The following is a 13,344-nucleotide window of genomic DNA, read 5'->3' on the forward strand; positions in this document are numbered from 1 at the left end:
CCGTCGATCAGGGGGAAGGTCACAGCAGGGTCTCCGGGGAAGTGCGTTCGAGATGGCGGCCGAGGGGGGCGCCGACGGGATCTCCGCCCAGCATGACGGTCTGCCCGCGCAGGAAGGTGCGGACCGGCCAGCCGGTGACCTCGAAGCCTTCCCAAGGCGTGTAGTCGGAGCCGTGATGCAGGTCGGCCTGGCGGATCGTGCGGGTCAGGGACGGGTCCCAGAGCGTGATGTCGGCATCCTTGCCGACCATGATCGCGCCCTTCGTGGCCAGCCCGTAGAGCCGTGCGTGGTTGGAGGAGGTGATCGCAGCGAAGCGCTCGAGCGAGATCCGGCCCTTGATGACGCCCTCGGAGAACAGGATCGGCAGCCGCGTTTCGACGCCGGGAATGCCGTTGGGGATGTTGCGGAAGCTGGCCCGTGCGCCGGGCGCGTCCTTGCCTGCGGTGTCGGCGAAACGGAACGGGCAGTGGTCGGAGGAGAAGAGCTCGAACGTGCCCTGCTCGATCCCGGCCCAGATATCGGCCCAGTTCCCGCGGTCGCGCGGCGGCGGCGAGCAGACGTATTTCGCGCCCTCGAAGCCCGCGCGATCGAGATCTTCGGCGGTCAGGGTGATGTATTGCGGGCAGGTCTCGGCAAAGACCTTCGCGCCCCGTGCGCGGCCCCGGCGGATTTCCTCCAGGCTCTCGCCGTTCGAGACATGGACGATGGTCAGCGGCACATCGGCGATCTCGGCCAGGGTGATGGCGCGGTGGGTGGCTTCGCGCTCGACCGGGACGGGGCGGGTGCGGGCATGCCAGACCGGCGCGCCTTCGCCCTCGCGCGCGGCCCTGTCGCGCAGGAATTCGATGGCGTCCTCGTTCTCGGCATGGACCATCACGAGCGCGCCCTGCTCCTTCGCGACGCTCATCACGTCGAGGATCTCGCGGTCCGTCAGCGCCAGTCCCTCGTAGGTCATGAAGACCTTGAAGCTCGTATGCCCGGCAGCGATCAGCGCGGGCAGGTCCTGGCCAAGCGTGACCGGGTCCGTGTCCTTGACGATCAGGTGGAAGGAGACGTCGCACATGCAGTTGCCGTCGGCCTTCGCGTGATAGGCGGCGACCGCCTCGCGGAGCGTCTGGTCGCCCTCCGGCAGGCAGAAGGGCAGGACGGTGGTGTTGCCGCCCGCCACGGCCGCGCGGGTGGCGGAGGCGAAATCGTCGGCCATCTCGATGCCGGGGCCGGAGGGCTGCGAGATATGCACATGGCTGTCGATCCCGCCCGGCATGGCGATCAGCCCGGCGGCGTCGATGATCTCGGCCGCCGCGGGGACGTCCTCGCCGAGAAAGGCGATGCGCCCCGAACGGAGGCCGATATTGCAGGCCGTGGTTCCTGCGGGAGTGACGACGCGCGCGCCTGCGATCAGCGTGTCGAGCATCAGGGCCGTTCCATCGCAATGGCCCGGGTCAGGGCGGCGGGAAGTCCGGTGGCCGCCTTCGCGGCAGGCTTCCAGGCGCGTCCGGAGAAGCTGGCGCCCAAGGCGGCGAGGCTCAGCGCCTGCGCAGTGGCGGCTGCGATCGGATCGATGACCACGGCGCGCACCTCGGGGGCGATTTCGGGGGCGAGCCCGGCCAGCGCCCCTGGCTGCCCGGCAGTCGATCACCTTCGACCGTGGATTCGAGTTCGGCGCCTGGCGCGAACTCGGCACCGGCATGGGAACCGAGAGCTGGTTCTGCGATCCCCAAGCGCCTTGGCAGAAGGGCCAGGTCGAGAACCTCAACCGCCGCGCGCGCCGCTACCTGCCCCGCGACACCGCGGTGTCGGCGCTCCCAAATCGATCCATGAGGTCGATTTGCGACCGCCTCAACGCCACGCCGAGGAAGTGCCTTGGCTACCGGACTCCGGCCGAAGCTTTCCGCGAGGAACTCGCCAGGCTAATCTAGCCTCGAACCGGTGTCGCAACCGGGTTAGAACTCACCAGGGGTGCGCGCTGCCTCGAAGTGCGGCTTCCATTGTAAACCAATGCGTTATCAAATGGGGAGAGCCGGAATGGGAACGGTCTGCATGCAACTGGCGGCACGCCAAGGTCCCCGTCAGAGAGATGGCACGCATCCTTGAGCGGCACAAATGACCATCTTCCGGGAGGTCGAACGCAACTTCCGGGCCGATGGCGCGCTGCCGAAGACGCATGTCGGCAACTTCGGGCAGGCCGCACAGCTGCAGCCCCGGAAACGCCGGACGGTGCAGCGCAAGCTGATCCGGCACCCGGACCTGCGCAAGAGCATCGCGGCCGAGATCAAGCTCGGGCGGACGTCCGGGCAGACCGGCAACCGGATGATCCATGGGGGCGCGGAGCGGCGCGTCTGCCGGGATCGGCTGCGGCAGCGAGTTCGCCAACCGGCCCCGCCTTCAGGCCGGGACCGGCCTGGAGGCGCGATTCTGCGATCCGTCCCCGCCCTGGCAGACGGGAACGGCCGGGACCGCCACCCGGCGCGCGGGAAAGCGGCTGCCGGGGACACGCGGCATCCCGGCAGCCGGTGACCATGATTTGGAGAGGAGTGCCGGCCGCCTCGGCGCCACGCCCCGGAAATGCCTCGGCTGGAAGACACCGGCCGAGGTGTCCCGCGAAAGGATGGCGGAAGAAATGGGACGGGCCCGCTGCCCTCAACGGCAGGAGCCGCGCAGCAAAGAGCGCTCACAATTCCCGGGCGGAGGAGCGCACGGGGCCTCCGTTCCCTTCATGGTGCATGGGCGCGAGTGCCAGCTCCGGAAGCGGCCATCGCCTGCGGCGGGTGCGGTCAGCCGGGCTCTGCTGCCGGGGCTGCCTGCGACACGCGGAAATTCCAGGCGATGATGGCGTTCAGCACGATGGCGCCGATGCAGGAATGCAGGATGCTCTCGACCGGCAGGATCAGCAGCGCCACCGCGAAGATCACCGCGTCGAAGCACATCTGGAACCATCCGGTCCGGAAGCCGGTCCTCTCCTCGACGATCAGCGCAAGGATGCCGAGACCGCCGGCCGAGGCGCCATGCCGGAAGAGCGCGATCAGCCCGACCGCACAGCAGGCACCTGCCAGAACCGCCGCCAGGAGCGGCGGCAGCGCTTCGAACCGGATCAGCGAGCCGAGGACCGGAGATGCCGCGGAAATGCCCAGCACGGCGGCGATGGTGCGCAGCGTGAAGCCGGCGCCGCGCCGCACCCAGGACAGCCAGAAGAACGGCAGGCTGACCAGCACGAAGAAGGCGCCGAAATCGAGCGGCAGAACGTAGGAGAGCAGCACTGCCGCCCCGGCGGTCTGGCCGGTCACCAGCGCTGCCGCTTTCAGGAAGGTCACCCCGAGCGAGGTCATCAGAACGCCGAAGGCGAGGCCTTGTGCGTCATAGAGGGAAATAGGCGATTTCAGGGCCATGCTGTCAGGTCTCCGGTCGGGCGCGGCCCGCGGCGAGCACGGCGTCGAGCGCGTCGAGGAAGCCCCCGGTCTCGGCCTCGCCCAGCGGGAAGGACAGGGCGATCAGTCCCCGCGCGGCAAAGTAGAAGCCCCGCTCCATCATGCGGAACTGCAGAAGGCGCAGGCGGTCGCGGCGGATGGCGGCGTCCGGCCCCGTGCCGTGGATGTTCATGACCGATCCCATGCCAGTGACGTGGAAGGCCCCGCCATGGTCGGCGAAAAGGTCGTTCAGCGCGGCGCGGAACGCCTCGCCCCGCGCGTAGAGCGCCGCCAGAGCGGCGGGCGTCAGGTGATGGCGCACCGCCTCGAGCCCTGCCGCCATGGTCAGGCGGTTGTTGTTGAACGTGCCGGCATGCGGGATCGGATCGGCATGGGCCGGATCGAACCGTTCCATTGCCGCCTTGCGCCCGCCGAAGGCCCCGAAGGCCAAGCCGCCGCCGAAGATCTTGCCCAGCGTGGTCATGTCGGGGGTGATGCCCAGGAGTTCCTGCGCGCCGCCCGGTGCCATGCGCGCGGTCTGCACCTCGTCGAAGATCAGCAGCGCGCCGCTGCCGTCGCAGAGCTCGCGCAGCGCCTGAAGGAAGGCGGGCGTGCCCACCGTGCAGCCGCCCGCGCCCTGCATCGGCTCGACCAGGACGGCGGCGATGCTGTCGCCCGAGGCGGCGAATTCGCGCGCGGCCGCTTGCGGGTCGTTATAGGGCAGGATCGCGAAGTCCAAGGGCAGGTTCACCGGCGCGTTGCCCTGGCCGAAGGTCAGCACGCCGCCGTGATAGCCGCCCGCGAAGACGACGATGCGGTCGCGGCCGGTCACCAGCCGCGCGGCGGCGAGCGCCATGACATTCGCCTCGGTCCCGGAATTGGCGAAGCGCAGCAGCTCGATCGAAGGGAAGCGCGCCGCCAGTTCCCCGGCCAGCTCGGTTTCGTAGGGCGTGTGCGAGGACAGGCCGAACCCGCCGCGATGCGCCGCCGTCAGCGCCTGTTCCAGCGCCGCGCAGGTATGGCCGAAGATGCCGGCGGTGAACTCGCCGAGGAAGTCGACATAGCTGTGGCCGTCGGCATCGGTGATGCGGCAGCCCGCGCCGCCGGTGATGGACAGCGGATAGGGCGCAGCCCAGAGCGAACTGCGGGTGTTGCCGCCGGGCAGGACCCGGGCCGCACGGGCGAGCGCCGCGGCGCTTTCCGGCGTCCGCATGGCGTCGACATCGGCGCAGGACCGGTCGGGCGTGTCGGCGAGGCCCAGAAGCTCGCGGACCGCCTCCAGCGGGAAGCCGAGCTGCCGTGCATGTCGGATGAAAGCCAGCCGGTCGCGTGCCGCCTCGCCATAGCGCCGCTGGCCGCCGGCGCTGCGTTCGGGCGCGGGCATCAGCCCGATCTCCTCGTAATAGCGGATTGTCTGGACCTTGGTGCCGGCATGGAGGGCCAGCGCGCCGATCGTGTGCATCGGAAGCTCCTTGCTGCGTGGCGGCCACATTAGCGCGGAACCCCCCTTGAAGCTACAGTGGCTGTAGGTCCTATCTTCTGTCCCGACTCGGAAACCCCAGAGACGGAGCGGCGGAATGGCGGACGGAGCCCGCAGCATCGAGGAATGGCGCGTCACCGGCATGGATTGCGGATCCTGCGCGGCGAAGGTGCGCGGCGCGGTCGAACGGCTGCCCGGCGTGTCCGGCGTCGAGGTGGCGCTGATGGCCGAACGGCTGCGGCTGGAACTTGACAGCGGCCAATCCAGCCGGGCCGAGGTGGAAACCGCGGTGCGCGCGGTGGGCTTCGGCATTTCGGCCCCGGACGGCCCGGCGGAACGCGCGAAGGGCGGATTTGTCCTGCCGGAGGCGGCGCAGGCGGCGCGTGGCCTCGGCGGCCGCGGCCTCGCTGCCGATCAGCACCGGCACGATATGCACCTCGCTGCCGAGCGTGTCATAGCCGAGCGCCCGGACCTCGCGGCGGAAATAGGCGGCGTTCTCCAGCGCCTTCTCGCGGCGCCAGGGCTCGCGCTCGGCAATGTCGATGGATTCCGCCACCCCCGCCGCTATGGCGGGCGGCAGCGGCGCCGAGAAGATGTAGGTCCGCGCCGAGATGCGCAGGAAGTCGATCAGCCCGCGATCGCCCGCCACATAGCCGCCGACCCCGCCGAAGGCCTTGGTGAAGGTCCCCATCTGCAGGTCGATCTCGGCGGGCGGCACGCCCAGATGCTCGAGGCTGCCGCGCCCGCCCGCGCCGAGCATTCCGACGCCATGGGCGTCGTCGATCATCAGCACCGCGTCGTGTCGGCGCGCCAGCCGGGCCAGTTCGGGTACCGGGGCGATGTCGCCGTCCATGCTGAAGACACCGTCGCTGACGATGAATTTCGAGCGCGCGGCCGAGGCGTCGAGCCGTGCCGCGAGCCCGGCCATGTCCTTGTGGGCATAGCGGCTGACTTCGGCGGCGGCGAGCCGCACGCCGTCGACCACGCTGGCGTGGTTCAGCTCCTCGCTGAAGATTTCCCAGGAGGGGCCGGCGGTCCCGGGCTGCGGCGGGGCGAGCGTCCGGACCTGGTCGATCTGCATGTAGCGGTCGAGCTTCATCAGCGCCGGGATCACGCCGACATTGGCCATGTAGCCCGCGGCGAAGCAGATCGCGTCCTCCTGGCCGAGGAAATCGGCGATGCGGTGTTCCAGCGCGCGGTGGACGTCGATATTGGCCGCCATCTGGCGCGAGCCGCCCGAACCCAGCCCGTAGCGCTCCAGCGCCTTGGCGGCGGCGGCGCGGACTTCGGGGTGGTTCGACAGGCCGAGCAGGTTGTTCGAGCAGAACAGCAGGTGGTCGCGCCCGTCGACCCAGACCACCGGCTCGGTGGTGGCGCTGTTGACGATCGGGTTCTGCGGATAGAGCCCGGAGTCCCGCACGGCGCGGACGAACTCCTTGATGCGCCTTGCCGGGGAATGTTCGGTTGCAGTCATCACGGCCTCCCTCCGCGCGGCCCGCCGGTCGCAGGGCCGATGCGCCGACCATGCTAGGCCGGGCAGCCGGGCGTGCCTTGACCTGTGTCAGGCAGGCCCCGGGGCCTGCCGATGCCGCGCTCCGTCCGGGCCGCATCCGCCCCCCGTGAACAGCGACCGGACGTTCCATCCTGCGGCGGGGCCCCGGACCGGGGCGCGGAGGACCCTGCCTGCAGAGCTGCGGTACCAGCCGCCGGAAGGATCGCCGCCGCGGAGGCCAGCGGAACAGCGGATCCGGCGCGCCGCAGCCGGGCGGCATCTGTCGACGGGTCCGGACAACTCGAAGCGCGGCACGGAACGGCGTCCGGTTGGAAACTTCGGGACCCGTTGTTTCCGCCGATCCGGGCGAATGATTTGGCCAGTCCCGACGGAGGACCGCATCTTGGCAGCCGGCCATCGCCCGAAGATGCCGGCCGTCTGGCGCAACTCCGGCCAAGCGCGCTGCTGCATGACCGCCAGCCGGCGCATCCGGCCCGAGTTGCCGGCAATTTCGGCCAGGCCGAAAGTGGCCTCCGCGCGGGCCGGGCCGATCCTCCGGACGGCCAAGCTCCTCCGATCCTGCCATCGGACGGAGACAGCCGCGACCGGCAACCGCAACCGGGAGCCCCCGGGCGCCCGAAAGGTCCTGCCCTGCACCAGATTGCCTTCCAGCTTCCGGCGAGCCGCCTCGCCGCGGATCATGCCAGCCGCGGTCAGCTGCTTTCCGCCATCCGGCAGGCCATGCCTGCGCAAGCCTCCTGCCCGGCCTCCGACGTTTCCGCCAACCCTCCGCGCAGGAGCGGCATGCGGCAAGGCATCGGCGATGCCCTGGCGCCCCGGATGGCCGGAGCGGACCCTCTCCGCCATCGGGATTTTTCATGATACCGAATCGTACTATTTAGGGCATATCGGTATGGAATCGGCCATACAGGCTGCATCCCCCCTTCGAGAGAGGTTCCATGACACTTCCGCCCAAGACCGCGGCCGCCGCCGCCACCATATTGTGGGGCTTCACCTACATCCTCACCACCACCATGCTGCCCGCCAATCCCTGGTTCATCGCCGCGGTGCGGGCGATCGGCGGCGGGCTGCCGCTGCTCCTGCTGGCGCGCGACCTGCCGCCGCCCGGCTGGTGGGGCAAGCTCGTCATTCTCGGCACGCTGAACAACGGCCTGTTCTTCGGCCTGCTCTTCGTCGCCGCGATCCGCCTGCCGGGCGGCGTGGCCGCGACCTTCCAGGCGCTGGGGCCCGGGCGGCGCTGGCCGTCTCCTCCGGACAGCCGGCCTCGGGCAATGCGGAGCCGGGGCACGGCCCCGTCCGGGAAAGCCGGCGGCCGGTGAGCCGGCCTCTGTGGCCCGGCTGCTTGCGCGTCCGCCGTTTCCGTTTCGCCGGATCGGATTGCCATCTTGGGTTGTGAGGGCTCGGGCGGATTCGATCTTGGAGGGCGCGATGGCCAGCTATCGCATTGCGGTGCCGGGCGGCGGATCGGCTGGGCTTTTGCCTGGCGGCGAATTTTCCCTGGCCGGGGCGGAGGTCACGTCGCTGGTGCGCGGCGGCAGCGTGGCGAACGGCCTCGCGGTATCGGGCCTGCTCGGCGGGCATCGCATCCCGCCGGGCGCGATCCGCGTTGCGGAGTCCGGCGCGCCGGATGCCGAGACCCTGTCCTGCGGCATGCTGCCGGTCGCGGCCAAGGCCCATGATCTTGCCGCGGCGCTCCGGCCCGATGCCGGGCGGTTCGGCGGGCGGAGTTCGGTGCTTCTGCTGCAGAACGGGCTTGGCACGGCGGAGCTGGCCCGCAGCATTCTGGGCGGAACCGTTGCAATCTACCCGGCCGAGATGATGATCGGCATGGCCCGCCGCGGTCCTGCGGAGGCGGAGGTGAGGACGCATGCCGGTCCGCTCCGTTGCGGAGCGGGCTCGGAGACGGCGAGGCGCCGCTCGCGGCTTTTCCCGAGCTGGCCAGTTCGGGCTTCCTTCCGGTCGCGCAGGATCCGGCAGTCGGCGAGACCATTTTCTTCAAGGTGCTGTTCAACAGCTGCATGAACCCGACCGGTGCGCTGACCGGCCTGAGCTATGGCGGAGTTCTGGAGACCCCGCAGTCCCGCCGGCTGATCGCCGATCTTGCCCCAGGAGGCGCTGGCGGTCTTCGCGGCACGGGCCTACCGCCCGGAAGACAGCGGGCGCGCCCATGTCGACGGAACGCTGAGCCGCATCATCTTTCCCGGGGCCGACGGACACCAGCCTTCGATGCTCCGGGCCATCGAGGCCGGGCGGCGGACCGGGATCGATTTCCTGAACGGCGCGATCGCGGAGATGGCGAGGACGTCGGGGGTTTCCGCCCCCAAGCACGAGGCCGTCACCAACCTCATCCATTCGCGCGAGGCGCTGCGGGCGTGCCCCCGGCCTTGCGCAAGGCTGCGGTCCCGGAGGCGGGGGCCGCAGGTGCGAATGCGGCGCGCGGCGGTCCAGCAAGCGTGCCGGGCCAGGGCAAGGCGTCCGTTTCGGGCTTTGCGGTCCTCCGGACTGCCGGTACGCCTCCGGTGCTGCAGTTCCGCGCGACGGGAAAGGTGCCCCGGAACCGCCGGTCCCGGGGCACGGGGGATCATGCGGGCAGCATGGCGATCTCCGAGGCGCGCTGCAGGGCCCGCGCCTGGTCTCCGGCCGGATCCGCGGTCATCAGCGACGGCTGGAACCGCACGGTTTCGACCTCGGTCACGCCGATGAAATCGAGCCACCATCCGAGATAGGACGAGTGGTGGTCGGTGCCGTATTTTGCCGGTGCGCCGGGGGCAAAGACCCCAGCCGTGTAGAAGACACGCGCCGTCTTGCCGGTCAGCAATCCGCGGTATCCCTCCTGCGGATCGAAGCCGAACAGCAGCCCCGGCTGGGTGACGATGTCGATATACTGCTTCAGCTTGTAGGGAATGCCGCCATTCCACATCGGCACCGACAGCACGTATTCGTCCGCGGCGGCGAAGCGGTCGGCGATGGCGACGACCTCGTCCCAGGCGCTCCGGCGCGGCGCGTCCATTTCGCCCTGGCCGAAGAAGGTCATCTTGGCGGCTGCCTTGTCGCCGTCGAATTCCGGCAGGGTCTCCTGCCACAGGTCCAGCCGGTCGATCGCGACATCGGGCTCCGCGGCGCGGCGCGCGCCGAGATAGGCATCGGCCAGCTTGCCGGACTGGGAGGCCGCGCCTCGGGGGGAGGCGGCGATGTAGAGGATCTTCTGCATTCTGTCGTTCCTTTCCGAAAAGAGTGGTCCGGCGCGGGCATGCCGCCGGGCCAGGCGGTCCGGCTGGGGATCGTCCGGGCGGTCCGGCGCGCCGCGGGCGGCCCTGAATGTGGTGGTTGCTTCCGGGATAACCGGTGAAATGCCTGTTTGGCAGGTGATTGAGTAACCGCTCAAAATATACTTAGCCAGTTACTTTAACGTGACCGCAAGAAACGTCCCGTGACTCGCGAAGCGGTCTTTCAAGGGTTAGTCTGGCAAGGTTGCGCCCCCTGCTTTCCCGCCCGGATGGATCAGATGCCCCGCGAAGCCAGACCTGCCCCTTTCTTCGTCGGGGAAAGCCCCGCCCTGGATTTCCTCAACTCCGTGGCAACGCCGCGCGCCGTCCGGTTCGACTGGCTGGAGACCGGGGCGGACCTGCTGGATTGGATGGTCGCGGCAGGACTGGCCGCCGAAGCGGAAGTGGCCCCGTTCCGCGGCAGCGGCGCGCGGGACGCGCTGGAGCGCGCGCGCTGCGAGGCCGTGCAGTTCCGCGCTTCCTTCAGGTCCTTCATCGAAGAGCGCAGCGGGACGGAGCTGACGCAGGCCGACCACCCGGTCCTCGGAGAGATCAACCGGCACCTGGCCCGCGCCCGCCGCTACCTGCAGCTCGAGGCCACCAGCGCGCCGCGGCCCTCGACATACTCGGCCTCGGCGATGCGCACCGGCCAGAGCGTCACGTCATGGGCGGTGCGGAACTCGCAGCGCGTCGAAGCCCCCTCGGCCGGGAGCGCGTTGAGCCGCGTGCCGCGCGCCAGCAGATGTCCGTCGGCCAGCGCGGCATTCTCCATGTCGGGCACGAATTGCGCCACGGCCATCGACGGCACCGGCGCCAGGAATTGCGGATAGACGATCTCGAAGAGATGGCTGGCAAAGGCCGGGTATTGCAGCTCCAGCTCCAGCTGGACCCGCGCGGCCAGGAAGGCCGAGCCCTCGAGCAGCCGCTCGACATAGGGGTCGAGCACCTCGGTGCCCTCCATCCCCAGCCGGCCGGCGATCTTCGGATAGGCCTCGGCGAATTCGGCGCCCATCCTGCGCAGATAGGACAGCTCGGCTTCGTAATGGCGCAGCAACCGGGTATCCATCGCGGCTCAGCCCACCACGTCGAGATTGAGCGCGCCGGTGGTCAGGTCGACCTCGGAGCGCAGGTAGAGGCTCTGCGGCACCGGCTGCGCCCACATGTCGGCGCGGATGTCGTAGCTGATCACCGTGACGCGGGCATGTTCCTCGCTGCGCAGCTCCACCGACAGGGACGAGGGGTCGATGCGCGGCTCGAACGCGGCGATCGCCTCCCGGATGGCGTCGCGGATCAGGCTGGCGCGGGTCTTGACCGAAAACGCGCCCGCCACGTCCGACACGCCGTAATTCAGCACCGAGGCCGCCGCCTCGGGCCAGTCGGCGGCGTCGATCCGGTCCTCGAGGTTGCAGGTGTTCAGGAGCCAGCCCAGATCGCGCTGCAGGATGTCGCGCAGCCGCCGCGCATCGATTGTCCGCGCGCCGCGCGGCTCGGTCCGCTCGCCCGGCGCGTCATCGGTCAGCCGGTCGAGCAGCGAGGGCTGCAGGCGGTCCTGGAGTGCTGCAGCGGCGCGGCCTTGTCGGCCTTGACCAGGAGCCGCACCCTGTGGCGGCCGCGGATCCGCGCGATCGGCGCCGGGGCCGGGCCGTAGACCTCGGCGCCGATCTCCTTCAGCGGCCCGGCATTGCGCGCCAGCGCCTGGCCGAAATCGAAGACCTGCGCCACGTCGGGCGAGCTGAGGATGATCCCGGCCATCCGCCCGAAAGGCGGCATCGAGATCCAGCGGCGGCCTTCCGCCTCGGCCCTCCAGAACGCCTCCTCGTCGCCCGACAGGATCGCCCGGATCACCGGATGCTCGGGTTCGTGCGACTGCAGCAGCGCCAGCCCGGGCTTCTCGGCGCGGCCCGCGCGCCCCGCCACCTGCCGCATCTGCTGGAAAGTCCGTTCGGCGGCGCGCAGATCCGAGCCCTTCAGCCCCAGATCGGCATCGATCACGCCGACCAGCGTCAGGTTGGGGAAGTTGTGGCCCTTCGACACCAGCTGCGTGCCGATGATGATCTCGGCATCGCCGGCCGCGATCTCCTCGATCCGCTCCTTCAGCTCGCGCGCCGAGGCGAAGAGGTCCGAAGACAGCACCGCGAGCTTCGCCTCGGGGAAGAGCGCCTGCGCCTCCTCGGCGAGCCGCTCGACGCCCGGGCCGATCGGGGCGAGCTTGTCCGCTGCGTCGCATTTCGGGCAGGTCTCGGGCTTCGGGATCGACAGCCCGCATTGATGGCAGATCAGCCGCTTCTGGAAGCGGTGCTCGACCAGCCGCGCGTCGCAATGCGGACAGCCGATCTGGTCGCCGCAGGCGCGGCAGACCGTGACCGGCGCATAGCCGCGGCGGTTGAGAAAGAAGAGCACCTGCTCGCCGCGCGCCAGCCTGGCCTCGGCCGCGCGCTGCAGCGTCGGCGAGATCCAGCGGTTCGAGGGCAGGCTCTCGCGGCGCATGTCGATGGCGCGCATCTCGGGCAGCACCGAAGGACCGAAGCGCGACACAAGGTCGAGGCGGCGGTACTTGCCCTGTTCGGCATTGACCCAGGTTTCCAGGCTGGGCGTCGCCGAGGCCAGAACGACCTGTGCCTTGCAGAGCGAGGCGCGCAGCACCGCCATGTCGCGGGCGTTGTAGAGGACGCCGTCCTCCTGCTTGTAGGAGGTGTCGTGTTCCTCGTCGACGACGATCAGCCCGAGATCGCGATAGGGCAGGAACAGCGCCGAGCGCGCGCCGATCACCATCTGCGCCTCGCCGGTCGCGGCCATGCGCCAGCAGCGGCGGCGCTCGGTCATGGTAACGCCGTGATGCCATTCGGCGGGTTTCGCGCCGAAGCGCTTCTCCACCCGGGTCAGGAACTCGGCGGTCAGCGCGATTTCCGGCAGCAGCACCAGCGCCTGGCGTCCCTGGGCGAGGCAGGCGGCGACGGCTTCGAGATAGACCTCGGTCTTGCCCGAGCCGGTGACGCCCTTCAGCATCGTCGTGCCGTAGCGCCCCGAGCGGATCGCCTCGGCCAGCGCTTCGGAGGCGCTGCGCTGGTCCTCGGTCAGCGCCTTGCCGGGCAGCGCCGGGTCGAGGGCCGGATAGGGCGTGTCGCGCGGCGCCTCGATCTCGGCGACCGCGCCCTGTTCGACCAGCCCCTTGATCACCGAAGACGAGGTGCCCGCCTCGTCCGACAGCTCCTTCATCGTCACCGGCTGGCCGCCGAATCCGTCGAGCGCGTCGAGCACCCTTGCGCGGGCCTCGGTCATCCGCGCAGGCTCTTCGGCGCCGCGGATGTAGAGCGTCTTCATCGATGGCGGGTCGGTCAGGCCGGGCGCGCGGGCGGCGAGGCGCAGCATGGCGGGCCAGGGGGTCAGCGTGTAGTCGGCGGCGCGGATCAGGAATTCCTGCATCTCCCCGCGCATCGGCGGCACGTCGAGCACGCGATAGGCGGCGCGCAGCTTCGATTCCTCGAAATCGCCGCCGCCCTCGCCCCAGACCACCCCCAATATCTTGCGCGGGCCGAGCGGAACTTCGACGAAATCCCCCGTCCGGCAGCCGCCTTCGGGCGCCTTGTAGTCAAGGAGCCGGTCGAGCGGCTGGGTGGTGAGGACGGAAATGCGCGCGCCTGCTGGGAACAAGGGGGATCCTGCCGGTCTCGTGTGTCAGGC

At 70.1% G+C, this 13,344-nt stretch carries 11 protein-coding genes and 6 pseudogenes; 6 read left to right on the top strand and 11 right to left on the bottom strand.

Going from position 1 to position 13,344, the window contains the following annotated elements; translation table 11 throughout:
• Positions 1-19: 19 nt before the first annotated feature.
• Both hydA and C7T91_RS33215 read right to left on the bottom strand, forming a co-directional pair.
• The gene (hydA, locus tag C7T91_RS02470) at positions 20-1,414 is read right to left on the bottom strand and encodes a dihydropyrimidinase (protein WP_407943246.1); all 1,395 of its coding nucleotides are present in this window, start codon (positions 1,412-1,414) and stop codon (positions 20-22) included.
• Positions 1,414-1,569, bottom strand: a complete 156-nt coding sequence (locus C7T91_RS33215) for a hypothetical protein (protein WP_201742001.1) — start codon at positions 1,567-1,569, stop codon at positions 1,414-1,416. Before C7T91_RS33215 ends, hydA begins: the two co-directional genes overlap by 1 nt.
• A 38-nt stretch (positions 1,570-1,607) precedes the next feature.
• Between C7T91_RS33215 and C7T91_RS02475 the strand changes: the two are divergent.
• Positions 1,608-1,919: pseudogene (locus C7T91_RS02475) on the top strand (IS30 family transposase); the annotation flags it as partial.
• Between the two features lie 31 nt (positions 1,920-1,950).
• Here the strand turns inward: C7T91_RS02475 and C7T91_RS31325 are convergent.
• The 4 genes and pseudogenes from C7T91_RS31325 to C7T91_RS33220 all read right to left on the bottom strand — a co-directional run.
• On the bottom strand, positions 1,951-2,373 hold the full coding sequence (locus C7T91_RS31325; RefSeq protein ID WP_145962747.1) for a hypothetical protein: 423 nt from the start codon (positions 2,371-2,373) through the stop codon (positions 1,951-1,953).
• A gap of 401 nt (positions 2,374-2,774) precedes the next feature.
• The gene (locus C7T91_RS02485) at positions 2,775-3,386 is read right to left on the bottom strand and encodes a YitT family protein (RefSeq protein ID WP_108257857.1); all 612 of its coding nucleotides are present in this window, start codon (positions 3,384-3,386) and stop codon (positions 2,775-2,777) included.
• Positions 3,387-3,390: 4 nt separating this feature from the next.
• Positions 3,391-4,569 carry an aspartate aminotransferase family protein gene (locus C7T91_RS02490; RefSeq protein ID WP_407943255.1) on the bottom strand — a complete coding sequence of 393 codons (1,179 nt, stop codon included), beginning with the start codon at positions 4,567-4,569 and terminating at the stop codon, positions 3,391-3,393.
• Positions 4,570-4,866, bottom strand: a pseudogene (locus tag C7T91_RS33220) (MerR family transcriptional regulator); the annotation flags it as partial.
• Between the two features lie 160 nt (positions 4,867-5,026).
• Between C7T91_RS33220 and C7T91_RS38990 the strand changes: the two are divergent.
• A pseudogene (locus C7T91_RS38990) lies at positions 5,027-5,086 on the top strand (cation transporter); the annotation flags it as partial.
• Between the two features lie 228 nt (positions 5,087-5,314).
• On the opposite strand, the pseudogene C7T91_RS34530 reads toward C7T91_RS38990, so the two are convergent.
• A pseudogene (locus C7T91_RS34530) lies at positions 5,315-6,358 on the bottom strand (aminotransferase class I/II-fold pyridoxal phosphate-dependent enzyme); the annotation flags it as partial.
• Positions 6,359-7,335: 977 nt separating this feature from the next.
• Here C7T91_RS34530 and C7T91_RS02505 point away from each other — a divergent pair.
• From C7T91_RS02505 to C7T91_RS38995, 3 genes and pseudogenes are all read left to right on the top strand, one after another.
• On the top strand, positions 7,336-7,716 hold the full coding sequence (locus C7T91_RS02505; protein WP_236637931.1) for an EamA family transporter: 381 nt from the start codon (positions 7,336-7,338) through the stop codon (positions 7,714-7,716).
• Between the two features lie 109 nt (positions 7,717-7,825).
• Positions 7,826-8,419, top strand: a complete 594-nt coding sequence (locus tag C7T91_RS02510) for a 2-dehydropantoate 2-reductase N-terminal domain-containing protein (RefSeq protein WP_145962748.1) — start codon at positions 7,826-7,828, stop codon at positions 8,417-8,419.
• Between the two features lie 78 nt (positions 8,420-8,497).
• A pseudogene (locus C7T91_RS38995) lies at positions 8,498-8,743 on the top strand (ketopantoate reductase C-terminal domain-containing protein); the annotation flags it as partial.
• Positions 8,744-8,978: 235 nt separating this feature from the next.
• Here C7T91_RS38995 and C7T91_RS02525 read toward each other — a convergent pair.
• Positions 8,979-9,608, bottom strand: a complete 630-nt coding sequence (locus C7T91_RS02525; protein ID WP_108257861.1) for an FMN-dependent NADH-azoreductase — start codon at positions 9,606-9,608, stop codon at positions 8,979-8,981.
• A 294-nt stretch (positions 9,609-9,902) separates the two neighbouring features.
• On the opposite strand from C7T91_RS02525, the pseudogene C7T91_RS39000 reads away from it, so the two are divergent.
• Positions 9,903-10,247: pseudogene (locus C7T91_RS39000) on the top strand (ABATE domain-containing protein); the annotation flags it as partial.
• Here the strand turns inward: C7T91_RS39000 and C7T91_RS02535 are convergent.
• From C7T91_RS02535 to C7T91_RS02545, 3 genes are read right to left on the bottom strand one after another with little or no spacing between them, the layout of a single operon-like run.
• The gene (locus C7T91_RS02535; RefSeq protein ID WP_108257862.1) at positions 10,244-10,729 is read right to left on the bottom strand and encodes a type VI secretion system baseplate subunit TssF; all 486 of its coding nucleotides are present in this window, start codon (positions 10,727-10,729) and stop codon (positions 10,244-10,246) included. The pseudogene C7T91_RS39000 and the gene C7T91_RS02535 overlap by 4 nt on opposite strands.
• A 6-nt stretch (positions 10,730-10,735) precedes the next feature.
• Entirely contained in the window at positions 10,736-11,206 is a 471-nt protein-coding gene (gene tssE / locus C7T91_RS02540) for a type VI secretion system baseplate subunit TssE (RefSeq protein WP_108258465.1), read from the bottom strand.
• A complete protein-coding gene (locus C7T91_RS02545) occupies positions 11,179-13,314 on the bottom strand; it encodes a primosomal protein N' (protein ID WP_108257863.1) in 2,136 nt (711 codons plus the stop codon). The genes tssE and C7T91_RS02545 overlap by 28 nt, the downstream gene beginning before the upstream one ends.
• Positions 13,315-13,344: the final 30 nt, after the last annotated feature.

The organism is Mangrovicoccus ximenensis (genome assembly GCF_003056725.1).
Taxonomy (GTDB): domain Bacteria; phylum Pseudomonadota; class Alphaproteobacteria; order Rhodobacterales; family Rhodobacteraceae; genus Mangrovicoccus; species Mangrovicoccus ximenensis.

Coding starts and splice junctions, on each gene's coding strand:
- C7T91_RS02525 (WP_108257861.1), bottom strand. CDS start 9,608: ATGCAGAAGATCCTCTACATCGCCGCCTCCCCCCGAGGCGCGGCCTCC.
- hydA (WP_407943246.1), bottom strand. CDS start 1,414: ATGCTCGACACGCTGATCGCAGGCGCGCGCGTCGTCACTCCCGCAGGA.
- C7T91_RS02535 (WP_108257862.1), bottom strand. CDS start 10,729: ATGGATACCCGGTTGCTGCGCCATTACGAAGCCGAGCTGTCCTATCTG.
- C7T91_RS02485 (WP_108257857.1), bottom strand. CDS start 3,386: ATGGCCCTGAAATCGCCTATTTCCCTCTATGACGCACAAGGCCTCGCC.
- C7T91_RS02505 (WP_236637931.1), top strand. CDS start 7,336: ATGACACTTCCGCCCAAGACCGCGGCCGCCGCCGCCACCATATTGTGG.
- C7T91_RS02510 (WP_145962748.1), top strand. CDS start 7,826: ATGGCCAGCTATCGCATTGCGGTGCCGGGCGGCGGATCGGCTGGGCTT.